At 71.0% G+C, this 23,188-nt stretch carries 20 protein-coding genes; 12 read left to right on the top strand and 8 right to left on the bottom strand.

Annotation, left to right across the window (positions count from 1 at the left end):
* Nucleotides 1-9 precede the first annotated feature (9 nt).
* A complete protein-coding gene (locus tag ACZ6S5_RS27670; protein ID WP_466005019.1) occupies nucleotides 10-2,388 on the top strand; it encodes a low temperature requirement protein A in 2,379 nt (792 codons plus the stop codon).
* A gap of 242 nt (nucleotides 2,389-2,630) precedes the next feature.
* Here ACZ6S5_RS27670 and ACZ6S5_RS27665 read toward each other — a convergent pair whose 3' ends face one another.
* The 4 genes from ACZ6S5_RS27665 to ACZ6S5_RS27650 form a co-directional block, all read right to left on the bottom strand.
* On the bottom strand, nucleotides 2,631-3,122 hold the full coding sequence (locus ACZ6S5_RS27665) for a S26 family signal peptidase (RefSeq protein WP_466005017.1): 492 nt from the start codon (nucleotides 3,120-3,122) through the stop codon (nucleotides 2,631-2,633).
* Complete coding sequence (locus ACZ6S5_RS27660) at nucleotides 3,119-4,834, bottom strand: ABC transporter ATP-binding protein (RefSeq protein WP_466005015.1); 1,716 nt, start codon at nucleotides 4,832-4,834, stop codon at nucleotides 3,119-3,121. The genes ACZ6S5_RS27665 and ACZ6S5_RS27660 overlap by 4 nt, the downstream gene beginning before the upstream one ends.
* A 166-nt stretch (nucleotides 4,835-5,000) precedes the next feature.
* A complete protein-coding gene (locus ACZ6S5_RS27655; RefSeq protein ID WP_466005013.1) occupies nucleotides 5,001-5,552 on the bottom strand; it encodes a TlpA family protein disulfide reductase in 552 nt (183 codons plus the stop codon).
* Nucleotides 5,553-5,563: 11 nt separating this feature from the next.
* Nucleotides 5,564-6,115, bottom strand: a complete 552-nt coding sequence (locus ACZ6S5_RS27650; protein ID WP_466005011.1) for a MauE/DoxX family redox-associated membrane protein — start codon at nucleotides 6,113-6,115, stop codon at nucleotides 5,564-5,566.
* Nucleotides 6,116-6,842: 727 nt separating this feature from the next.
* Between ACZ6S5_RS27650 and ACZ6S5_RS27645 the strand changes: the two genes are divergently transcribed.
* From ACZ6S5_RS27645 to ACZ6S5_RS27635, 3 genes are all read left to right on the top strand, one after another.
* Complete coding sequence (locus tag ACZ6S5_RS27645; RefSeq protein WP_466005009.1) at nucleotides 6,843-9,140, top strand: ATP-binding protein; 2,298 nt, start codon at nucleotides 6,843-6,845, stop codon at nucleotides 9,138-9,140.
* A gap of 264 nt (nucleotides 9,141-9,404) precedes the next feature.
* Nucleotides 9,405-9,932 carry a hypothetical protein gene (locus ACZ6S5_RS27640; RefSeq protein WP_466005007.1) on the top strand — a complete coding sequence of 176 codons (528 nt, stop codon included), beginning with the start codon at nucleotides 9,405-9,407 and terminating at the stop codon, nucleotides 9,930-9,932.
* Between the two features lie 1,094 nt (nucleotides 9,933-11,026).
* On the top strand, nucleotides 11,027-11,440 hold the full coding sequence (locus ACZ6S5_RS27635) for a DUF2267 domain-containing protein (RefSeq protein ID WP_466005005.1): 414 nt from the start codon (nucleotides 11,027-11,029) through the stop codon (nucleotides 11,438-11,440).
* Nucleotides 11,441-11,523: 83 nt separating this feature from the next.
* Here the strand turns inward: ACZ6S5_RS27635 and ACZ6S5_RS27630 are convergent, their stop codons facing one another.
* The 3 genes from ACZ6S5_RS27630 to ACZ6S5_RS27620 form a co-directional block, all read right to left on the bottom strand.
* The gene (locus ACZ6S5_RS27630; protein WP_466005004.1) at nucleotides 11,524-12,072 is read right to left on the bottom strand and encodes a YceI family protein; all 549 of its coding nucleotides are present in this window, start codon (nucleotides 12,070-12,072) and stop codon (nucleotides 11,524-11,526) included.
* A gap of 109 nt (nucleotides 12,073-12,181) precedes the next feature.
* A complete protein-coding gene (locus ACZ6S5_RS27625) occupies nucleotides 12,182-13,081 on the bottom strand; it encodes a permease prefix domain 1-containing protein (protein ID WP_466005002.1) in 900 nt (299 codons plus the stop codon).
* A gap of 40 nt (nucleotides 13,082-13,121) precedes the next feature.
* A complete protein-coding gene (locus ACZ6S5_RS27620) occupies nucleotides 13,122-13,493 on the bottom strand; it encodes a PadR family transcriptional regulator (RefSeq protein WP_466005000.1) in 372 nt (123 codons plus the stop codon).
* Between the two features lie 237 nt (nucleotides 13,494-13,730).
* On the opposite strand from ACZ6S5_RS27620, the gene ACZ6S5_RS27615 reads away from it, so the two are divergent.
* Entirely contained in the window at nucleotides 13,731-15,746 is a 2,016-nt protein-coding gene (locus ACZ6S5_RS27615) for a beta-propeller domain-containing protein (RefSeq protein WP_466004998.1), read from the top strand.
* A gap of 37 nt (nucleotides 15,747-15,783) precedes the next feature.
* Here ACZ6S5_RS27615 and ACZ6S5_RS27610 read toward each other — a convergent pair whose 3' ends face one another.
* Nucleotides 15,784-16,545: a YoaK family protein gene (locus ACZ6S5_RS27610; protein ID WP_466004996.1), complete on the bottom strand. Its 762-nt coding sequence runs from the start codon at nucleotides 16,543-16,545 to the stop codon at nucleotides 15,784-15,786.
* A gap of 194 nt (nucleotides 16,546-16,739) precedes the next feature.
* Between ACZ6S5_RS27610 and ACZ6S5_RS27605 the strand changes: the two genes are divergently transcribed.
* The 7 genes from ACZ6S5_RS27605 (at nucleotide 16,740) to ACZ6S5_RS27575 (ending at nucleotide 23,054) form a co-directional block, all read left to right on the top strand.
* Entirely contained in the window at nucleotides 16,740-17,453 is a 714-nt protein-coding gene (locus ACZ6S5_RS27605) for a TenA family transcriptional regulator (protein WP_466004994.1), read from the top strand.
* 97 nt (nucleotides 17,454-17,550) lie between these two features.
* Nucleotides 17,551-17,922: a Rieske (2Fe-2S) protein gene (locus tag ACZ6S5_RS27600; protein WP_466004992.1), complete on the top strand. Its 372-nt coding sequence runs from the start codon at nucleotides 17,551-17,553 to the stop codon at nucleotides 17,920-17,922.
* A gap of 7 nt (nucleotides 17,923-17,929) precedes the next feature.
* On the top strand, nucleotides 17,930-19,150 hold the full coding sequence (locus tag ACZ6S5_RS27595; RefSeq protein ID WP_466004990.1) for an NAD(P)/FAD-dependent oxidoreductase: 1,221 nt from the start codon (nucleotides 17,930-17,932) through the stop codon (nucleotides 19,148-19,150).
* Complete coding sequence (locus ACZ6S5_RS27590) at nucleotides 19,147-20,583, top strand: aldehyde dehydrogenase family protein (RefSeq protein WP_466004988.1); 1,437 nt, start codon at nucleotides 19,147-19,149, stop codon at nucleotides 20,581-20,583. Before ACZ6S5_RS27595 ends, ACZ6S5_RS27590 begins: the two co-directional genes overlap by 4 nt.
* A complete protein-coding gene (locus tag ACZ6S5_RS27585; protein ID WP_466004987.1) occupies nucleotides 20,580-20,990 on the top strand; it encodes a Rieske (2Fe-2S) protein in 411 nt (136 codons plus the stop codon). The genes ACZ6S5_RS27590 and ACZ6S5_RS27585 overlap by 4 nt, the downstream gene beginning before the upstream one ends.
* Nucleotides 20,987-22,609 (top strand): gamma-glutamyltransferase family protein, encoded by a 1,623-nt coding sequence (locus tag ACZ6S5_RS27580; protein WP_466004985.1) that lies wholly within the window; start codon nucleotides 20,987-20,989, stop codon nucleotides 22,607-22,609. Before ACZ6S5_RS27585 ends, ACZ6S5_RS27580 begins: the two co-directional genes overlap by 4 nt.
* Complete coding sequence (locus tag ACZ6S5_RS27575) at nucleotides 22,602-23,054, top strand: RidA family protein (protein ID WP_466004983.1); 453 nt, start codon at nucleotides 22,602-22,604, stop codon at nucleotides 23,052-23,054. Before ACZ6S5_RS27580 ends, ACZ6S5_RS27575 begins: the two co-directional genes overlap by 8 nt.
* Nucleotides 23,055-23,188 lie beyond the last annotated feature (134 nt).

Raw genomic sequence — 23,188 nt, 5'->3', positions numbered from 1 at the left:
GGCTTCGGGGTGACCCGGCTGGAACTGTTTCTCGACCTGGTGTTCGTTTCCGCCTTCCTGAGCGTGACGGACCTGATGGCGGAGAAGTTCCAGATCGAGGGCCTGCTGCAGGGTGTGGTGGTGGTCCTGCTGCTGTGGCGGGCGTGGACCTCGTACACCCTGGTCGGCAACGTCGTCCGGCTCCGGTGGGGAATCATCCGGCCGATCATGTTCGGGGTGGCCGCGACCATCCTGCTGACCGGTATCGCGACGCCGGTGGCCTTCGTCGATCGACCGGGGGCGCTCTTCGGGCCACTGATCTTCGTGGTCGCCTTCGTGCTGGCTCGGCTGGTGGCGGCGCTGATCCTGACCTACACGGCCTGGGGCACGCTGGGTACGTGGCGGCTGACGCTGGGGATGTGGCTGCCGTTGTGCGGCAGTGTGGCGCTGCTGCTGTGCGGCGCCCTGCTGCCGCGTCACCTGCCGGCGGGGGTGAACGGTGAGGCGGTCCGGCTGGCTTTCTTCCTCATCGCCGCGGTGATCGACTTCATCGGCGTCCGGGCGATCGGGGTGGGTGCCCTGCGGATCGTGTCGGTGCCGCACTGGACCGAGCGGCACCGACTGATCGTGCTCATCGCCCTCGGTGAGACGATCATCTCGATCGGCACCAGCCGGGGCCTGAACGGCGGTCCACCGATCACCAAGGCCGTCCTCATCGGCTCGGCGCTGAGCCTCGTCATCGTGGCCGTGCTGTGGTGGCGCTACTTCGACATCGCCGGGCCCGCCGCCGAACAGGCGTTGGAGCAAGGCCCGGCAGGCAGGAGATCGGCACTGGGCCGGGACGCGTACAGCCTGCTGCACGCCCCCATGATCGTCGGGCTGGTCCTGCTCGCGCTTGGCCTCAAACGCGCGTTGAGTTCGGTCGAGCCCGCGACCGCGCACCGGTGGGACCGGCTGAGCGTGTTCGTTCTCTACGGGGGCGCTCTCCTCTACCTGCTCGGCCTGACGGCCCTGGAACGCCGCACCATCAGCCTGCTCGGTCGCAGCCCGCTGCTGGGAATCGTCCTGATCATCGCCCTGCTGCCGATTGCGGTCCAACTGCCGGCGGTGGCTGTGGTGGGGCTGCTGGCCGCCGTGCTCGTGAGCATGGCGCTGGTCGACCTCTCCGTGTTCCGCCGGCGGCACCGCGCACTGCACGACATGGTCGCGCCGGTAGCGGCCCGCGCCGTCGGCCCCGGCGTCACGCCGAAGGAACTGTTCCTCGACCTGGTGGTCGTGTACACGTTCATCCAGGTCAGCGTGCTGATGGCCCGGCACCCCTCCGTGCTTGGGGTTGTCCAGGGGCTAGCGGTGCTCACTCTGCTGTGGGCTGCCTGGTGCGTCTACGCAGGGCTCGGCAACGCCCTGCGCAGCGAGTCCATCCTCGCCCGGCTGAGTGTCCTGCTGATCGTGGCGCTGACCCTGACGATCGGCATTGCCACCCCGCAGACGTTCGACCGTGTGCCGGGCGGCCTACCCGGTCCCATGATCGTTGTGCTCTGCTATGTCGCACTGCGAGTGCTGCACCTGGCCGCGCTCCGTCGGGTCGCTGGCGCGGCGCTACGCGCACAGCTGTGGCGGGTCAGCGTCACGACGGTGACGGCGCTGATCCTGCTGCTGCTCGCCGCGGTGGCCGTCTCGCGACCGCACGGGTCCCACACCGGGCAGCTCGCAGCCGCCCTCTGGATCGCGGCCATCGTCATCGACTTCGCCGGCGCCTACCTCGTCGGGTCGAGGTTCTGGCAGATCGGTTCCGCGCGGCACTGGACCGATCGATACGAACTCATCATCCTCATCGCGCTGGGCGAGGCGATAATATCGATCGGCGTGGCCGTATTCGGTCGCCCGATCTCCTGGCCGGTCATCGCCGCCATCGCGGTCAGCATGGTCCTGTTGTCCAGCCTGTGGTGGGCGTACTTCGACACCGATGCCGTCGTCGGGCACCGGACCGTGCAGGCCCTGCCCGGCCGGCAGCGCGCGACGCTGGCCCGGGACGCCTACACCTACCTGCACCTGCCCATGATCGCCGGGCTGATACTGCTCGCCTTCGGCCTGCACGAGTTCCTCGGCGCGATCAGCCACCCACCCGGTGCGCACCTCCGGCTCGCGCACCTGGCCCTCTTCACCGGAGCCGTCCTCTATCTCCTGGCCAACCAGGCATTCTGGTGGCGCATCCGGCACGACATACGCCGAGTCCGGATCTTCGGGATCCTGCTCATCGCGGCCCTCACGCCGACCACCATCCGCCTGCCCCCGCTCTGGGTGCTGACCATCCTGGCCACCTTCACCGCCGCCATCATGGCGATCGACTCCCGGCAGGCCGTCGACCTACGGCGACAGCTGCGCGAACCACGACGTCGGCCATCCTGACCGATGCCCGCCCGCTCAAACCCCTCCAATAACGGAAGGCCGTTGGCGTAGCCGCCCGTTCCGTCGCGGACCCGCTCGGGCCTGGCGATGACAGCGACCCGGGGGACCAGGCTGCTATCAGGTCACGACGACCCTGCTAGTGACATGCAGGAACGGGGTCACCCGGAATCGGTCGACGAATCCCACAGCAGGACAGCATCGTCGATCAGGCGCTGGTCAGACCAGACCGGGTGACCCCGCACCTACATCCTCACTAATGAGGCGCGGAGCCGGCGGTCCACGACCACGCCGACCAGGTTGTCCGGCCCGAGGTAGCCGTAGTGCCGGGAGTCGTAGCTCAGCGAGGCGTTATCTCCGAGTACCACCATGCGGTCGGGCGGCACCACCGATCCCGGGGTCGCCGTGAGGAAGAAGACCGGGTCCTGCGGCACCGGGTCGCCTGGCAGCGCCACCGCCCGTTTCACCATCAGCAGCCGCCGCACCGTCCCCCCGCCCGGCCCGCCGTCGACAGTCTGTGCCGGCACGTCGCGTACGACGACGAGCTGCCCGGCGGACACGTCGGCCAACCTGCTCCGGCGGACCCACACCACGTCGCCGGGACGCAGGGTCGGTTCCATGCTGCGTCCGGCTACGGTGACCAGCAGCATCCGGCGCCGGACCACGGCGAGCAGCAGCCCGGCGGACAACAGCAGAGCGAGCAGCAGCACTGCCGGGGCGTCGACCAGCACCGTCACCGCACCTCGCCGGATGCGAACGCCGGCGCCTCCCGATAGCCGGCCGCCTGCAGCCGGAACAGCTCGGCGTACCGGCCCGGCGCCCGCAACAGTTCATCGTGAGTGCCCTGCTCCACCACCCGACCGTCGTCCAGCACCACGATCAGGTCCGCCTCCCGCACCGTGTTCAACCGGTGAGAGATCAGCAGCGTCGTGCCGCTCCGGTACCGCCGCATCCGCTGCTGCAGCTCGTGTTCGGCTTGGGGGTCCAGGCCGGCGCTGGGCTCGTCGAGAATAAGCAGATCGCGGTTCCGGCGCAGGAATGACCGGGCCACTGCCAGCCGCTGCCACTGGCCGCCGGAGAGCACTACGCCCGTCTCCACATTGCCTGGGTCTGTGTCGGCGAAGAACTGGCGGGTCAGCAGCGTGTCGTACCCCCGGGGCAGGGCGTCGACGACGTCGTGGACGCCGGCCGCTTCGGCCGCCGCCCGGACCCGATCCGGGTCTCGGCCGGCTGACAGGTCGCCGAGGGCGATGTTCTCCGCCGCGGTCAGGTCGTAGTTCATGTGGTCCTGGAAGGTGGCGCTGATCCGGGCCCGCAGCTCGGCCGGGTCACAGTCGCGCAGGTCCACCCCGTCCCACCGGATCGACCCGCAGCTCGGGTCGTACATCCGGCACAGCAGCTTGACCAGCGTGCTCTTGCCCGCACCGTTGAGCCCGACCAGGGCGACCGTCGCGCCGTACGGAATGGTCAGCCGGACACCACGCAGGATCCACGGATGGTCCTCGCTGTGCCGGAACCACACGTCGCGCAGCTCGATCCCGGTCGCCAACGGCGCCAGCGGTCGGGGCGCGAGCGGCACCGGCAGGTCCGGTGGGCCGTGCACCACGGCGCTGTGGTGGGTGAAGAGCAGCACCTGCTGATGCCCGTCGGCCAGCGACCGGACCAGCAGATCCAGTCCGGCCTGCACGCCGGCGACGGCCGCCAGAAACATCGTCACGTCGCCGACGGTGAGCCGGCCCTGCCGGGCGGCGACCGCCGCCCAGAACAGCCCGGTGGCGGCCGTGGCGGCGCCGAGCCCGGCAAGTGAGCCTTGAGTGATCAGTTGACGACGGTCCATCCGGCGCTGCGCCTCGTTGGCCGACCGGCGCTCCCGCAGCATCCGCTCCCGCAGGTAGCCGCCGGTGCCGAACAGCCGGATCTCCTTCGCGGCCTCGATCCCACTCAGCAGCCGGCCGAAGAAGAATTCCCGCCGCCGCATCGGCTCGATTTGTCCGAACACGTCGGCCCGGCGCCGGGCGAGGGCGAGCTCGGCGCCCAGCGCGGGCAGGGCCGCGGCGAGTACGAGAACGGTCATCGGCCGGCTCACCACCAGCAACGCGCTCAGGAAGCCGGCAAGCATCAGGGCTGCCCGCAGCAGTCCGAACGCGGCCTCGACCAGTTCTCCGGAGCTGCTGCCGGCCTGTTGGGCCAGCCGCAGCCGGTCCTGGAACGCCGGGTCTTCGAACCGGGACAGTCCCGAGAGCGCTCCAGCGGCGACGAACAGCCGGTCTACGGCGACCAGGTTCATCGCCCGGTCCGCCTGGGCCTTCAGGTACCGCCCGGCCAGCGGAAGCAGCGCGGTCGCCAGGCTGGCCGCGGCCAGTCCCGCCGCCGCGACCAGCAGCGGACGCATCGGTCCCGGGCGGGTGAGCAGGTCCAGCAGCAGCTTGGTGCACCAAGCCGCGCCCACTGGAGCGACCGCACCAGCCACCGTGAGAGCCAGGTAGGAGGCGACGGTGCGGGGGGCGGCCCGGCAGGCGAGCGACACCGCATCGCGAACCACTGAGGACCTGCGCACCCCTTCCGACCCGACGGCCGTCGGCGGCCCGTTCCTGGTGGACGGGATCATCGGTGTCTCAGGCATCCGCCGTCGCCCCGGCCAGCAGCACGTCCAGCCGGTTGCCGCTGGCCTGCACCCGGCCGTCCGAACCGACCAGGTAAAGGGCTGGATACCACTCGTTACGGAAGGCCGTGCCAAGCTGACCGCCGGGCCGCTCCACGACGACCCGGGCCACCCCGTCGAGGGTGGACACCTGACCGGCGGTCGCCGTGGCGTCGCCGGTGAGAACGGCGAGCACCTGCCGTCGGCCTTCCGGCATCCTGGCGGCGTACGTCACAAAGCTGGGCAGCAGTTCGTGACAGGGGCCGCAGTCGGGCGAGAAGAAGCCGACCAGCGTCCGCTCGCCGAAAACCCCCCGGGTGAGGGGCTCACCGTCCACCGTGACCGTGCTGAAGTCGCCCACCTCGTCGCCCGGCCCGAGCAGCGAAGGAACGGCGATACCCGGCCCAGCATGCCCGGCGAGCAGCTCGGTGTGCTCGCGCAGCCGACGGATCACCCCGACCATCAGTAGCAGGTTCAGCAGTCCCAGCAGGCCGACCAGAGTGAGTGCGGCGGCGAGGTACGGCATCTCGGATCTCCTCAGGAGCGGACGGAACGGACGGGCGGACGACGGAGGGACACCGAGGTCGGCGGTCGCGGCACGACGAGGTCAACCAGGTCGTCGAAGGCGATCATCAGAAGAGCGCCGACGAATCCGGCACCGACCGCGACGACCGCGCCGGCCGCCGGTACGGCACCACCGGGAGCCGCGGTCAGACCGGCGAGCGCCACCGTCAGCAGGACGGCGTTGCGCGCCACGTGGCGCGCGGTCAACGGTCGCCGGGCCGGGCCGAAGCACCGGCACACGAGGTCGAGCTTCCGGCGCAGGGCCACGGCGGGCACCACCGTCAGCCCGGCGAGCAGCGCCGCCGCAGCCGCCAGCCCGACCGGCGCGGTGCGGGCAGTGAGCAGCAGGGCCGGGATGGCCGCCTCGGCGATCACGGCCAGCGCGGCCACGCCGCCCGGCAGTCCGAGCGGACGCAGCGACATGGCGAACTCGTCGAACGACGCGCGGTTGCGCAGCTTCGAGCCGGCGGCCGCGATAAGGACGACGGCGAGCAGGCAGCGGGCCGCGATTGACAGGTACGTCATGACGGGCACCTCCTCGGGGATCGGGCGACAGCGACGCCGCCGCCCGATCCGAAGCGGCTCAGCAGGGGCCGTCGGCCCAGTAGCAGCCGCAGCCCTCGTTGAGACAGCACTGCTTGCAGTACCGCGTTCCACCAGTGCAGTAGCAGCTCAACGTGCAAGCGGCGGACGCCGTGGTGCGCGGCACCACCAGCGACAGCAGTCGTTCGGCGAGACGGGACATCGCTAGCTCCTTCCGGCTGATCAGGACACCGCGAGGTCGCGGCGCGGGGTACTCGTGGTGGGCTCCGATCCACGCCCGGCGGGCATCGGGTTCAGCAGGGGCCGTCGGGCCAGTAGCTGCTGCAGCCCTCGTTCAGGCAGCACTGCTTGCAGTACCGCGTTCCGGCGTAGCAGAAGCAGCTCAACGAGCAACCAGCGGACGCTGTGGCGCGCGGCACCACCATCGACAACAGTCGTTCGGCTAGACGGGACAACTCATGCTCCTTTCGGCTGATCTGGACATCACCGCAGCCATCGCACGTGCGCGTCGTGACGGCCCGCTCGGCGGCTGGGCAAGCCGCCTCGGGTCACCGCGTGTCGATGACCCGACCCCCCCCGATGGCTCTTTTCCATGCTCGACGTTCAATGAGCGCGGGGACACGAAGTTCACCCGCAGTTGGCCCGTAGCTACCGGTACAGTCGGCGACGGCAGGATGCCCGTCACGGCGAAAGTCGGGGAGTGAGTGTCATGTCCGCGCACCCGGTACGCGTCCACCGCGGCCGGCTCGGGCTGTCGCAGGAGGACCTTGCCGCGATGACCGGGTTGAGCGTCCGCAGTATCCAGGCGCTCGAATCGGGCCGGGTCCGCACGCCGCGACCCTCGACACTGCGGCTGCTCGCCGACGCGTTGCAGATCCCGGCGGCGGACCGCCCTGCCTTCATGCAGCAGCTCGCCTCGCGAGCGGGCGCCGGCGATGGACCGGCGATACCGCTCGGCGCGGATCCGTTCCCGCGCCCGGCCCAGCTCCCGCCGGACCTGCCCGACTTCACCGGCCGGACGGCCGTCACCACCGAGCTGGTGGCCCGGCTGGATTCCCCCGGCCGGCCGACGCTGGCGACGATCTGCGGGATGGCCGGGGTCGGGAAGACAAGCCTCGCGGTGCACGTGGCCCACCTGCTGCGCGACCGGTACCCGGACGGACAGCTCTTCGCTGATCTGCGGGGCATCGGACCCGATCCGGTGGAGCCGTCCCGGGCCGCCGGCGCGTTCCTGCGGGCGCTGGGCGTACCGGCCGGTGCGGTACCCACCGACCCGGCGGAGCGTACGGCGCTGTGGCGGTCGCTGGCCGCGACCCGGTCGCTGCTGGTGCTGCTGGACAACGTCCATGACGGCGGCTCGATCGCGCAACTGCTGCCGGGAACCGGCTCGGTCGCGGTCCTGGTCACCAGCCGGGAACCGCTCGTCGGGCTGCCCGCCACGGTCCGCGTCGACCTCGAGGTGTTCGAGGCGGACGAGTGTCTGGCGCTGATCCAGTCCGTTTCCGGCGCCGCCCGGGTGGCCGCCGACCCGGTCGCGGCCGTCGCCGTCGGTCTCGCCTGTGGCCGGCTCCCGCTGGCGGTCCGCCTGGCCGCTACCCGACTCGCGAGCCGTCCGATGTGGTCGCTCCGTGACCTTGCCGACCGGCTGGTCGACGGTCACCGCCGGCTGGACGAGCTCGCCGTCCCAGGCATGGAGGTACGGGCCAGCCTGGAGCTGAGCTACCAGGCGCTGTCCCCGGCTTCGGCCACGGCGTTCCGCCGGTTCGCGTTGACCGGACTGGACGAACTCTCGGTGGACGCGATGGCCGCGGTGCTGGAGGTCGACCTGGCCGGCGCCGCCGGCAACGCCGAAGGGCTGGTGGACGCCCGGATGATGACCGCCGCCCGAGCGGACCGGTACCGCTACCACGATCTGGTGATGCTGTTCGCCCAGGAGAAGGCCGCGGCGGCCGAGCCGGCAGACGAGCGCGAACGGCTGCTCCGGCGGCTGGTCGAGGCGCACCGGGAATCCGCCGAGGCCGCCCAGCTTGCCTCGACGAACCAGACCACAGACCGGTTCCGCACGCCCGACGAGGCGCGGGCCTGGCTGGCCGCCGAGCACGACCTGATCGTGGCCGTGGTCGAGCGGGCCGCGGACCTCGACGCCCCGGTCGACCCGCAGGCTCTCACCGCGCTCGCCGTCGCGGTCTCGCCCTACTTGCGGACGGCGGGCGAGTGGGACGAGTGGTTCCGGCTGGCCGAGGCACTCGGCCGCGCCACCCGCCGACAGGGCCATCCGCCGGGTGAACTGATCGCCCGAATGCACCTAGGGCAGCTGGCCACGCTCCGCGACGATGTCGAGGCGGCGGAGGAGCACCTGGCGGCTGCGGCGGCGCTGGCCCGCGACCTCGCGGACACCGGGGCGGAGGCGCGGGTCCTCAACCTCATCGGATTGCTGCGGTTCGTACAGGCCAGACCGCTGCTGGCGTTGCAGGCGCATGAGGCGGCTTGCAAGCTGTTCACCGATCTGGGTGATGCCGCAGGCGCGCTCAGCGCCCGGATCAACATCGCGAAGGCGCTCGCCACCCAAGGACGCGGGGAGGCTGGGCTGGCGGTGATCGATGAGGCCACCGCGACCCTGACGGCGGCGGATGACACGGCCCGGGTGATGCTCTGGCACCAGATGGCCCGTTGCCAGTCGGTGTCCGGGCGGTACGAAGAGGCGATCACCACTCACCGCCGCTGCCTGGCCGCGGTGCGGGAACGGGGGATGCGGGAGGGCGAGGCCTACGTCCTAGCCGAGTTGGGACTCACCCTGGTCGCGGCCGGCCGGCCGGAAGCGGCCCAGGGGCACTTGGAAGTCGCGGTGCGGGCCTTCGAGCGGCTCGGCGACCGGAACGCGGCCTGTACCTACCAAGTGGTGCTCGGCCTGGCTCACCGAGCCGTCGGCAACCTGGACCGGGCGCGGGCTGCGTGGCGACAGGCGATCACGCTTCCCCGGCTCGACAGGTCCCGATCTGCAGGGTGATGTCCCTTCGGCCGGCTCAGCGCGGGCGACGCCGGCCGCGGTGCTTGAGGTCGTTGGCCCTACGGGTGAACCAGGTGCGGTCGTAGATCCGGCCGGCACCGTTCGTTGCGACTGCGGCTAAGGGCGGGCGGTGGGGCACGCCATCGATAGATAGGCTGCCATCCCTACCGTCGCCAGTGTGAGCTGAGGAGACAGCACGTGACTTTGCCCGGCAGTGAGCCTGAGGAGTTCCGGGCCTCGTGGGGGCAGACGTGGCGCACGCACATGAAGCCGTTCCTGATCTCCAATATCATGATCGCGCTCGTCGCGTGGGTGCTCGGTTACGTATTCGGCGGCCCGGTCTTCTCCGTGCTGTTGCCGGTGATCCTCGTCGGGCTGATCACGCTGATGCACCGGGTCTCGAGCCGCGGGCCCGGCCTGCGGCTGTCCGCCAACGGCGTCGAGTTCCTGCGTCGTGATGGTGTCGTAGTGCGCATGCGGTGGGCCGACATTCGAGAGATCACCGTGTTGGCGCAGCGCCGGACCGCGGTCATCGCACCCACTGGTGCCGCCCGGTCGGTCGCCGCTGCCGGCGCCGCAGCGTTCGCCGCCGCCAACACCGGCGATGGGATCGTCGGAATCGGCGAGATGCTCACCCCGAAGCAGGTGGCGCACCAGCGCCAGGCCGACCCGGTGTGGCAGGTCGCCAAGACCGACGAGGCGTTTCTGCGCCTCGCGCTCATCGATCGCGATTGGCGTACCGGCCGCATCGGCGATTGGTTCCGGACATACCGGCCCGACCTCAGGCTGTAGCATCCTGGGTCTCCTGGGGGACCGTCGGGGTTGACGGTGTGATTGTCACGGGGCAGCTGGTGGGTAGCTGCTGGCCTTCACGTCCACAGGCTGATCACTTTCGGATGCGGCCGACGGGTCCTCGGCACAGCGGGAACCTCGCCGTGCCCCACGTTTGGACGGAAGGGCCGGGGTCATTGCCCCTCGGCGGTCTTCGCGTGGGGGCGGCCGGGTGTAGAAGTCCTTCGGACCCCGACCTTCCGCGTCGTGGAGAGTAGCGGTACCTACTGACACTCGGGTGCCGCCTATGGCTGACTTAAGCCGCCACTAAGCCTTCGATTAGCCTGTTCGCTCTCGCCGAGGAGGCGCGCGGCTTGCCGATCGACAACAAGCACTACGAAGCCGGCCGCTCGCCATCGAGCTGTGCTATCAGCGAGAGCACAACAGCTGGCCCGTCGTCAGCATGGACCCGGCGAGCGAGTTCCGTGGCGCGGTTGCGATAGGTCGGCCAAGACAGGACCGCAGCGCGCGGTGAGGGTGTCGGCGGTCAGTTCGTGGATCGGCAGTGGGCGCGGCGCAACGCCGAGGCGGTGCAGCCTGGCCGCCCAGAACGGCTGGTCGACCAGGATGGGCACGGCGACCGCTGGTACTCCCGCGCGCAGCCCGCCCCGGCGCAGCCCGCCCCGGCGGTGCCCGCTCCGGCGTGGTGGACCACGGCAGCCGTCCGGGGAACAACCAGTCGTGTGACACGTCACCGACAAGCAGGATGCCGCCACCGGCGGGTCCGAGTTCGGCCCAGCCGGACTGGACGACGGCACGCACGCCGGCACGTTTCACGGCGACCGTGACGACGTCATGGAGTCGCTCGTCGGTCGGGGTCATGCTGCCGAACCCGACGAACACCGGAGGGGGCCAGCCCGGAGGAAGTCGACCAGCAAGTTTGGAGGTTGCCATCCCGGCCGCCTAGCCGGCCACCGGTATCAGGGAATTGGGAGTTCGTAGCACGTCCCGACGGTCGCCCGATCTGGGTGAGGCAGGGTCACCCACCGTCGCCGGAAGCTGTGGGCAAGGCGCACCGAACGGTTCGACGCGATCCGGCTTGGGGGGAGAGTCAGGTGGAATACGAGGACTTCATCAACGCAGTGGCCTTGCGGGCAAAGGTGTCGACTGACCAGGCGGCGACACTCACCCGCGCGACGTTGGGGACATTGGCGGATCGGATCAGCGCCGGCCAGGCTGAGAACCTCGCCTATCAGCTTCCGGAAGGGCTTGACGACTGCCTTCGCACGGCGATCAGACGGGAGCACGCCACGGCGTCGTTCGGACTCGAAGAGTTCGTGCAGCGAGTGGCGGACCGCCCAGACCTCGACCGTGCGCTCGCCGGCGCCGGGGTCCGCGCGGTGCTCACCACATTGCGAGAGGCCGTTACCCGGGACGAGTTCGAGAACGCGCTGGCCCAGCTCCCGAACGAGTTCTGGCAGGTGATCGAACCGGTGGGCGCTGGCGTTGGGCAGCGCCCCGGCCCATAGCACGCACAGTCGAGGCAGGAGCAGGTGTACCCGCGCCGCGCGCGGGCACACCGCTCCCGCCTGAACGCCGGGCGGCGTGGCGGTCAGCCTTCCAGGTCGACCTCGATCTCCACCGCCACGTCGTCCCGGACCTTGAGCGCGCCGAGAAGAGCGGAGTACGGCTTGATGCCGTACGACGACTGGGTCACCACCGTGGTGGCGCGGTAGCGGGCGGGCGTCACCTCACGCACCTCGACGTCGATCGGGGCGGTGACCCCGTGCAGAGTGAGCATTCCGCTGATCGTGGCCTGGTCGTCGCGGGTGACGACGCGGGTGGACTCGAAGGTTGCCGTCGGGTGACGACCGACGTCCAGCGTCCGCCGGGCATTGTTCTCGATCTCGCCCCGGTCCTTGTCGGACAGCGGGCGCGCGCCACCGGTGCCCTCCCGCACGGCCAACGATCCCAACTCGATGCGGGCCGTCGCCGTGGCGTCGGCGGGACCGGTGTCGGGAACGTCCAGCTCCACCGACCAGTCGGTCACCTCGATGGTCAGGTCGTGTCCGACGGCCGACCCGACCCCCGTGCGGCCGGTGCGCAGCAGCATGCGCCCGTTGTCCCCGTTGAACCGCATCCGTCCGGCTCTGATCGCCACCCGCCCAGCGTATGTGGAATCACTACCGCCCTCGTCGGCGTCCGGCAATTCGTTCGCCCGATCGGCGGTCCGGCGCTCTCTACGAGTTGATCCGGACGCTTCCCGCGCGTCAGTCCCGGGGCGCGAACAGCATGCGCGCCAGCAGGAGCATCATCGCCGCGAAGCCGCCGACCAGGGCAAGCCACGACCATGCCCAGCCGATGGTGAAGCCCAGCACCGCGAACGCCGCGATGGCGATCAGCCAGAGTGTGAGGGTGTACAGGCCGAACCGAGCGGCAGCGGCCGGGTCGTTTGTGAAACGGTCGGCAGCTTCATGGTGGGATGCGTGTTGTTGGAGCACCCACTGCTTGTGGCGGTTGGTCTGCGTGGCGCCGAGGTAGGTGAACCCCACGGCTGAGGCCACGATGGCGAGGGCGCCGCCGATCAGCCAGGGCAGCTCGGTCTCGGTCAGGTAGCGCCAGCTCGAGCCGGCGCCGGCCAGAGCGACAGTCGTGGCGGCCCCGTATCCGGCGGCGCGAATGCCCCGCATGGGGTAGTTGGTGGTGGTCTCCTGCCGCAGTGCGTCGGCCACGATGATGCCGACGGGCAGCGCGACGGCGACGATCGCGGCGAGCTGCGCCGGCTCGGGCACCGCGACGTCGAGCGCGGCCAGGACGAGGACGGCGAGCGCGGCGACCGCGATCGCCGCCAGGACGACGGTGCGTACCAGGAATCCGGGCTTGGGTCGGACGCGGTGACGTGCCCACGCGGCGGCGGGCGAGTCGGACGCGGTCTCCATCTCGTCGATCAGCGATCGGACGTCGCCCAACTCGGCCGTCGCGCGTCCGACGGCGGCGGTCGGGGAGAGCCCGGCACGTTCGAGGTCGGCCACCCGGGCCACCAGGTTCGCTCGGATCTCCTCCTTCAGGTCCTGGACTTCGGTGGTCATCTCGACGCCGGCGAAGGCCTCGTCGAGGAGGCGGTGGATGTCTGTCGCGGAGCTGCGCGTGGTGCCGTTCGAGGCGGTCATGACGATGCCTTTCCAGTGGCCGGTTTCCGCCGGGAGTGGGTTAATCGCCGAGGTCGAGCAGAGAGTCGATGAGGTCGCGCGTGACCACCCATGCCGCGACGTTGCGGCGGTAGACGGCGTGGCCGGCGTCGGTGATGCGGTAGTACTTCCGCCGCCCGCCCTTGGTCTCGTCGCCCCAGTAGGCCTCGACGAGCCCGTCCTTGACCAGGCGCCGGTAGCTCGCGTAGAGCGTCGCTTCCTTGATCTCGTACGCCCCGCCGGTCGCGTCGCGGATCGTCTTGAAGATCTCGAATCCGTAGCTGTCGCCGCGGCGCAGGATCCCCAGCACGATCGTGTCGGTGTGCCCGCGGAGCAGGTCGGCGGCGAAGGCGTCACCGAGCAGGGCCGCGTCACTCCCACTTCGCTCAAACATGACTAGTACTGTATCAGGTCTAGTACTAGTGTAGCTATAGACCGTAGCCCTCGGCATCGAGTCCCTCTCGGCAACCACTGCTGGAGGTGGACAGCACGCGTTGGGCTGGCGCAGCCGACGCCGGTCCGTAAGGCGGTCGGGGGAGCGTCCTTATTGGCGGCAGGGTGTCGTGTCGGCCCGGCCAGCGGTGCCACCCGGGCCGGGAACCCGGCCGGGGTCTGGCGCGTCGTAGGAGCCATGACAGGCAGCAGCGCCCACGTACCCGATCGACCGGCCGCCGCAGGCGTCCCCCTGGCCGTGGGACTGGCCCTGGTCGCCAGCCTGGCCCTGGTCGCCGGTTGTACGGCGAAGCCGGTTCCCGCACCACCACGCGACCGGGCGGTGCCAGCCGGCGGGATCCGACTCGTCGCGTTCGACTCCTGCGCGCAGGTGCTGCAGCAGCTGAAGACCGCGGCGAAGGCGTACGTCGGGCCCTGGGGGTTCGGGCCGAACGGGGACATGCGTGCCCTCGCCAGCGGGGTACAGGCTGGGGCGCCCGCCGCAGCGAAGCGGGCGGATGCGGCGCCTGGGGCCGACGCCGGCTCCGGCTACTCGGGCACCAACACCCACGAGGCCGGGGTCGACGAGCCGGACCTGGTGAAGACCGACGGCAAGCGGATCGTCACCGTCAACCACGGCAAGCTGTACGTGATCGACCCGGCCACCCGCCGGCTGACCGGGGAACTGCAATTGTCACCTGGTGGGTTCGGCGGTGCCGACGACAGCCTGCTGCTGCAGGGTGACCGGGCGCTGGTGCTGCTCCGGCAGGACTGGCCGGCAATCGCGAAGCCGGCTGTCCCCAAGCGGGGCGGCCGACCCGCGCCGGCAGCCGGCCCGGCGTCCGACGACATCGCCGGCCCCCGGCTGATCATGGTCGACCTCGCCGGCGCGCCGAAGGTCATCGGCGAGTACCGGATCGACGGCAATCTGGTGGACGCCCGCCAGGTGGGCACGACGGTCCGCGTCGTGGTCCGCTCTCAGCCCCGGCTGGCCTTCCCGTATCGGGAGCGGGTCACCGACGCGCGGCGCACCGCCGCCAACCGCGAGATCATCGACGCCGCGACCGTCGACGACTGGCTGCCCCGCTACGAGATCACCTCCGGCGGGCAAACCAGCACCGGACGGGTCGGCTGTGACCGGGTGAGCCGGCCGGCGAACTATTCGGGCACCTCGCTGGTGACCGTGCTCAGCTTCGACCTCGGTGCGGCCACCCTCGGCGCCGGTGACCCGGTCACCGTGGTCGCCGACGGCGACACCGTCTACAGCACCGGACCCCGGCTGTACGTCGCCAACGACCAGCGCTGGAAGGTGCTGCCGATGCTGACCGCGCGGAACCTCCCACCCGACCCGCGGGACGAGGCCACCGAGATCTACCAGTTCGACACCTCCGGCGCGGGCGCTCCACGCTACGTCGCCGCCGCGTCCGTGCCCGGCTGGTTGATCAACCAGTACGCACTGTCCGAGTGGGACGGGCACCTACGCGTGGCCACCACCAGCGGCCGTACCTGGGGCCCCAAGCCCGACTCGACGTCCAGCGTGTACGTCCTGCGCGCCGACGGCGCGACGCTGACCGAGGTCGGCAAGGTCACCGGACTGGGCAAGGGGGAACGGATCCACGCCGTACGGTTCGTCGGCGGCTCCGGATACGTGGTCACCTTCCGCCAGACCGACCCGCTCTACACCGTCGACCTGCGTGATCCGAAGGCACCGAGGGTGAGCGGCGAACTGAAGATCAACGGGTACTCGGCGTACCTGCATCCGGCCGGCGAAGGCCGGTTGCTCGGCGTCGGGCAGGAGGCGACCGACCGGGGCCGCGTCCAGGGCACCCAGCTCTCGCTCTTCGACGTCTCCGATCCGGCCGAGCCGACCCGGATCGCCCGGTACCACGTCAAGCAGGGGCAGTCCGAGGCGGAGTTCGACCCGCACGCGTTCCTCTACTGGCCGGCCGAACGCCTGGTCGTGGTCCCCCTGACCGTCCCGGTCACGGGCGGGTACAGCCTCGGCAACGTGGCGTTGGCCCTGCGGGTCGACGACGCCGGGATCACCGAGGTCGGCAGGGTCGACCATCCGCTGGTCGCCGGACGCCCCGGGGAACTGGCGCCGATCCGCCGGTCACTGGTGATCGACGGAGTGTTGTGGACCGTCTCCGACGCCGGCCTCAAGGCGACCAACCTCTCCACCATGCAGACCCTCGGCTGGCTGCGCGCGGCGTGATCTACCGCCGTCGCGGGTGTATTTGTCGAACGGGACGTCAGCGACGAATGGAGTCGCGGTCGGGTGCCGGCTGGATCGTTGTGACGGCGGCGGCCAGGACGATGCCGAGGCTGCCCAGTTGCAGCAGGGGTGCCCACCCGGGTGCCCGGGTCGCGAGCAACGCGCCGAGCGCGGCGCCGGTGACCAGCCCGAGGAGGGTGAGGGCGCTCTGCGCGACGTCGCGTAGTCGGTGCCCGGAGGTGAGTCGCGCGATCAAGGTGGTGAGCGTCCCGGTGAGGTAGGTGGTGGACAGTCCCGCCACGCCGAAGCGCTGGACCGTGCTGCTCTGGATGCCGAGCGCGAGCGCGTTGAGAACGAGCAACGACAGTTGCAGTTGCCCCGACGGATGGGCATCGCTCCACCACCAGCCCACCGCGTACGCGACGAGCACCACGCCCTCGACGGCCAGGGCCCGGGTCACCGCCGGCGGCCAGACCGGGTCGTCGGGCTTCGGGGTGCCGGCGATGCGTGTGCCGAGGGAGCAGCCGAGGATGAAGCAGAGGATTGCCGCCCCGGTGTGCAGGGCCAGCGCACCGTCGGTCCCGGCCAGGGCCACCCCGAGCAGGACCATGTTCCCGGTCATGACGCTGGTGAAGGCTCCGCCCAGGGCCAGGAACCCGATGGCGTCGGTGGCTCCGCTGTTGACCGCCAGGACGACGGCCATCGCCTCCCGCCATCGGCGCTGCTGGCCGCTGCTCTGCGACGCTTTTGTCGGCGTCCACCTGAATCGGCGCGGATGCGTGCTGTTGATCGTGGGCACCGGCTCACGATGGCAAACCTGCCACCGTTGGCGCTGTGGGCTGTCTGCACAGAAGGCTGCGGCGAATGATGTGCATCTTGACCGTGGGGTGCTGGTCGTCGGGCTCCTTAGCGTTGGTGGCATCCCAGAGACTCCCAAGGCGCTGCGCCGAGCCGCCGGGACCGCACCGACGCACCACAGAGAGAGGCGACCAGATGACCGAGCTGCTCTCCCGCGACAAGTTCCGTGCTGCCCTCGAGGACGCGATCAAGGGCAGAGAGGCCAAGAACGCGTCGTTCAGCCAGGCATGGGCCGATGGCAAGCTGCAGCGGCACCACTTCGCGCGCTGGGCGGAGAACCACTACCACTACGTGGGCCCGTTCGCCGACTACCTGAGCTACGTCTACGCCAACACCCCCGACTCGTGCACGGACGCCAAGGACTTCCTCCTGCAGAACATGTACGAGGAGGAACTGGCCGACATCCGCCACACCGACCTGCTGATCCGCTTCGCCGAGGCGTGCGGGACGACCCGGGAGCGGATCGAGGACCCGAACAACATGAACGCGGTGACCCGCGGCCTTCAGGCGTGGTGCTACGCCACTGCCATCCGCGAGCACTTCGCGGTGGCGACCGCGGCGCTGGTCGTGGGCCTCGAGTCCCAGGTGCCGAGCATCTACAAGAAGCAGATCGTCCCGCTGCGCGAGGTGTACGGCTTCAGCGAGGACGAGATCGAGTTCTTCGACCTGCACATCACCTCCGACGAGGTGCACGGCGAGCGTGGCTACCAGATCGTCCTGGACCACGCCAACACGCCCGAGCTTCAGCAGCGATCGCTGCAGTTCGTCCGCTGGGGCGCGGAGATGCGCTTCTCCTACACCAGAGCGCTCTACGACACCTACGTGGCGCAGGACCTGGTCAGCGCCTGATCGAAGCAGTCGGACGGGTGGGTCCACTGGTTGGCCCACCCTTCCGGCATCTGTGGGCGTAGAACCGCAACCGCTTCAGACACGGAGGGAGTCGGGAGTGAGCGAGCCTAACCCCGTCGAGTGGGTGCTCGTCGCCGAGCTGCCGGAGCTCGCGCGCCGCAAGAAGAAGCAGGTGCTCGTCGACGGCACACCGATCGCGCTGTTCCTCGTCGGCGGCCGGGTCTTCGCCCTGCACGACGTCTGCGTCCACAAGCAGCGCTCGCTGAGCAAGGGGACCGTGCTGCACGGGCGGATCATCTGCCCCGGCCACCAGTGGTCCTTCGACCCCGCCACCGGACAGGCGGCGGACCAGGTCGAGTGCCAGCCGACGTACGACGTCCGGGTGGCGGACGACAAGATCTACGTCAACGCGCGCCCCCGCCCCGACAGCGCCGGCGCCGCCCCGTACACGACCACTGCAGCCGGGTGAGACGCCGATGACCAGAACAATTGTCACCGTCGGAGCCGGTCAGGCCGCCGCCGTCGCCGCCCGTGCCCTGCGCCGGCGCGGATTCGACGGCCGAATCGAGCTGCTCGGCGCGGAACCGGAGGCGCCGTACCAGCGGCCACCGCTGTCGAAGGAATACCTCGCCGGCGACGACGACTGCGGCCTGAACCTGCTGTCGGAGCAGTGGTGCGCGGCCAACGACGTACACCTGCGACTCGGCCAACCGGCCGCCCGGATCCGGCCGGAGCGCGGACGGGTCGAGTTGGCCGACGGCGCGGAGGTCGCCGCGGACCTGATCCTCCTCGCCACCGGCGGCAGCCCACGCCGCCTCCCGGGCGTCACCGGTGAGCGTATCCACTACCTGCGCACCCGGCGGGACGCCGACCAGCTCCGCGCCCAGCTCCGTCCCGGCGTACACGTGATCGTCATCGGCGCCGGTTTCATCGGCGCCGAGGTCGCCGCCACCAGCCGCGGCAAGGGCGCCGACGTCACCGTGGTGGAGGCGCTCCAGGTGCCGCTGCAGCGCGTACTCGGCCGCGAGATCGGCGCCACCTGCGCGGCGATCCACCGCCGGCAGGGCGTCACGTTGCGGCTGGGCGAGTCCGTCGAATCCGTCCTCGAGACACCGGCCGGCGTCGTCGTCACCACCAGCGGCGGCCGCATCGAGGGTGACCTGGTGGTGATCGGCATCGGCATCACGCCGAACACGACCGTGGCCGAACGGTCCGGCCTTGCCGTCGACAACGGCATCCTGGTGGACGAGTACTGCCGCACCAGTGCGCCGAACGTGTACGCCGCCGGCGACGTCGCCAACCACTGGCATCCGCTGTTCGGGGAGCGGATCCGGGTCGAACACTTCGACAACGCGAGCCGGCAGGCGACCGCCGCCGCCAACAACATGATCGGCCGGACCACGTCGTACACCGACCCGCACTGGTTCTGGTCGGATCAGTACGACCACAACCTGCAGTACACCGGCCACGCGCCGGTCTGGGACGAACTGGTCGTGCGCGGCTCGGTCGAAGAGTGCGACTTCTCGGCGTTCTACCTGCGCGACGGCCTGGTGCGCGCGGCGTTCGCCGTCGACCGCGGCGGGGACGTCCTCGTCGCCAAGGAGTTGATCGCCGGCCAGATCAGCGTGGATCCACGGATCCTCGCCGACGAGGACGTCGACCTGGCCGAGCTGACGACGTTGGAGGAGCAACTGTGAAGGGCAACTTCATCGGTGGCGAGTGGGTGGGGTCGGCCAGCGGGCGTACCCGCGAGCGGCGGAACCCGGCCGACGAGCGCGAGGTCGTGGCGGTCTTCCCGGATTCCGACGCAAAGGACGCACACGACGCGGTCTCCGCGGTGACGGCGGGCCACCGGGAATGGGCGGAGCGCGGCCCGGAGGCCCGGGCGGCTGTCCTGCACCGGGCGGCGGACATCCTCGCCGCCCGCGCCGACGACCTCGCCCGCGACCTGGTTCGTGAGGAAGGCAAGACGCTCGCCGAGGCGCTCACCGAGACCCGCCGGACCCCGTCGAACCTCCGGTTCTACGCAGGAGAGGCACTGCGCGTCGCCGGCCGCACGTACGCCACGGGCGACGGCAGCCTCGTATACACCTCCCGGGAACCCGTCGGCGTCGTCGTCGCCATCACCCCGTGGAACTTCCCACTGAACATCCCGTCCCGAAAGCTCGGCCCGGCGCTGGCGGCGGGCAACGGGGTGGTGTTCAAGCCGAGCGAGGTGACCCCGCTGATGGGACAGCGGCTGGTGGAGGCGCTGATCGAGGCGGGCGTCCCGGCCGGTGCGCTCGCCCTCGTGCAGGGCGGCGGGGAAGCCGGCGCGGCACTGGTCGCGGATCCGCGGGTGGGCGCCGTGACCTTCACCGGCTCGTACGAGGTCGGGGCGGCCATCCACCGCGCGGTCAGCCCCAGCCAGCGCTGCCAACTCGAGATGGGCGGCAAGAATCCGGTGATCGTGCTGGAGGACGCCGACCTGGACCGGGCGGCGGACATCGTGGTCCGCGGGGCGTTCGGCCTCAGCGGCCAGGCATGCACCGGCACCAGCCGACTGATCGTCCACGACGCGGTGCACGATGCGCTGGTCGAGCGGGTGGCCGCCCTCGCCCGCGCCCGCCGAGTGGGTGACGGGCTCTCCGACGGCGTGCAGATGGGCCCCCTCGCGACCCGCGCCCAACTGGAGAAGACCCGGCACTACCTCGACCTCACGGCGGCCGCCAACGCCTGTCTGCGCGCCGGCGACGAGCCACTCGGCCCGGGTCTGGAACACGGCAACTTCGTCCGACCGGCGGTGATCACCGACGTCGACCAGTCGTCGCCGCTGGCGCAGGAGGAGATCTTCGGGCCGGTCCTGAGCGTGCTGCGCGTCGGCTCCTTCGACGACGCGATCAGCGTCGCCAACGACACCGCGTACGGTCTGTCGGCCGGGATCGTCACCCGCGACCTGGGCCGTGCGCTCGACTTCGCCCGTCAGGTCGACAGCGGCCTGGTGAAGGTCAACCAGCCCACCACGGGCATGGCGATGAACGCCCCCTTCGGTGGGCTGAAGAACTCCAGCACGCAGACGTTCAAGGAACAGGCAGGGGAGACGATGATGCACTTCTACACCGTCGACAAGACCGTGTACGTGGCCTCATGAGCACGTCCGAGGTCACCGGCACCGCAGACGCGGGAGCAGAGCCGGGCGCCGTCCGATTCGTCCGGGTGGCCCGCTCCGGTCAGGTGCCTGACGGTTACGTCCGCCGCTTCTACGCCGACACCCTGGAGCTGTGCGTCGCCCGCTGCGAGGGCAGGGCGTACGCGACGTCGAACTACTGCACGCACCTGGACTGCCTGCTGTCGTCGGGCAAGCTGGTCGACGACGGCATCGGCTGCTCCTGCCACGGCAGCGTCTTCGACCTCGAGACGGGCGAGCCGGTCTGCCCGCCCGCCACCGAACCGATCAAGACGTTCCCCGTGCGGGAAGAGGACGGGCAGATCTACGTGGGCGTGACACCGGAGGACATCGCGACCGGTGGCCCGCGGCGACGCAAGCAGGTGACATGACCGGCGTGGACATGGACTGGCCGGCACCGACCCGTAACGCGGTGCTCGCCGGCGAACACATGGCGATCTCGAGCCACCCGTCGGTCAGCGCCGTCGGTCACCGCGTGCTCGCTGAGGGTGGCACCGCGATCGACGCCACGGTGGCGATGGCCGCGATGTCCTGGCTGGCGCTGCCCGGCCAGTGCGGCGTCGGCGGCGACGCCTTCGCCGTGGTCCGGGAGCCGGACGGATCGGTGTGGACCATCAACGGCAGCGGGTACGGGCCGGACGGCGGCGACCTGGACTTCTATCGAGCGCGCAAGCTGTCCGCCATTCCCCTCACGGGGGCGCTCGCCGTGGCCGCTCCGGGTGCGGTGGCCGCGATCGCCGCGCTGCACGCCCGCAGGGCGACCCGCGCCCTGGCCGAATTGTGGGCGCCGGCGATCGCCGCCGCCGAACGTGGTCTGCCCTGCACCCGCAAGACCCGTACCGACATCCTCGAACACGAGGCGCAGCTGCGCGCCGACGAGGGTGCGCGACGGACGTTCCTGCGCAACGGCCGGGCGCCGCAGGTCGGCGAACGGCTGGCCCAGCCGGAACTCGCCGACTCACTGCGGCTGCTGGCGGCCGACCCCCACGCCCTCTACACCGGCGAACTGGCCGAGCGCGCGGTGGCCGCACTGGCAGCGGCAGGTGCTCCGTTCAACGGCGACGAGTGGGCGGCCTCCGGCGTACCGCTGGAGGGCGAGGCGATCAGCGAGCGGTACGGCGACCTGGTCGTGCACACGACGCCACCGCCCACACCGGGCTGGATGGTGCTGCAACAGGCGGCCGTCTGCGACGGGATGCTCTCCGAGCTGCCGTGGCTGAGCGCCGGCGCCGTCGGCTGGCTGGCCGGAGCTGCCCGACAGGCCTTCCGGGACCGCTGGGACCGGTGCGCCGCCGACACGGACGCCTGGCGGTCGTTGCTGCGGCCCGAAGCGGTAGCGGACGTGCGGGCGAAGCTGGCTGCCGGACGGCAGCCGCTTGCCACGGCCGGCCTGACGCCGGACGGGGACACCACGACGACCGTCGCGGTCGACGGCGACGGGCGTGCGGTCAGCTTCATCCACTCACTCGCCTTCACCTTCGGCGCCCGGATCACCGTCCCGGGCACCGGCATCATGCTCAACAACCGGCTCGGACGCGGCGCGTACCTGCTCGAGGACCACCCGAACCAGGTACGACCGCGACGCCGTCCGCTGCACACCTGCCTCGCCTGGTTGGTGACCGACGCCGGGGGAGCCCTGCGGCACGTCGGCAACACCCCCGGCGGCGACGGGCAGGTGCAGTGGAACATGCAGGTGCTGTCGCACCTGATCGACCACGGCCTGGACCCGCAGGGGGCGGTGTCGGCGCCGCGGTTCACCGTGTTTCCCGGCAGCGACGCGGACGTCGTGGGAGCGCCCGACCAGCTGATCTGCGAGTCGCGGCTGGGCGAGCGGACCCTCGCGGGGCTGCGCGCCGCCGGGCACCCGGTCCGCACGATCGGGCCGTGGGACGCGGGCGGGAGCGCCCTCGTGGTCTCGGTGGACGAGCGGCTCGGCTGCCTCACCGGGGGCGCCGACCCCCGCCAGGACGGGGTGGCGCTCGGTGGCTGAACCAACCGGCCGGGGGAGCCTGCCGGCGCCCCCGGCCCCGCAGGGTCACTACGTGCCGGCGGTGGTGCACGCGGGCACCGCGTACACCGCAGGCATGACCCCGCGGGTGGACGGCCGGCTCGCCGTGTGCGGCCTGGTGGGCGCGGATCTGACCGTGGCCGAGGCGCGAGCCGCAGCCGGCCTCGCGGCCGGCAACGCCGTCGCCGCGGTGGCCGAGGCGGTCGGGGGACTGGACCGGGTACGGCGGTGCCTGCGGATGACCGTGTACGTCGCCTGCCGTCCCGACTTCACCCAGCACTCGATGGTCGCCGACGGGGCGTCCGAGGTGCTGCGGGACTGGCTGGGTGAACGCGGCGCCGTCGCGCGCTCGGCCGTCGGGGTGTCCAGCCTGCCGTCCGGCGCGCCGGTCGAGGTGGAGCTCACCGTCGCCGTCGCCGCCGACTGAGCGCGCATGGGCATTCAGCCTGGTCGTCGGCGCCCGCATCTAGTGCGGTGTCCACTGACGTTCACCGGGTTTCCGGTGCAGCGTTGTGGGTCCTCGCCGTGTGGCGAGCGACTCCCCACCGGTTGGTGGGGCGG

The sequence above is a fragment of the Micromonospora sp. NPDC051924 genome (assembly GCF_055586005.1).
This window is presented reverse-complemented; position numbering and strand designations above follow the sequence as displayed.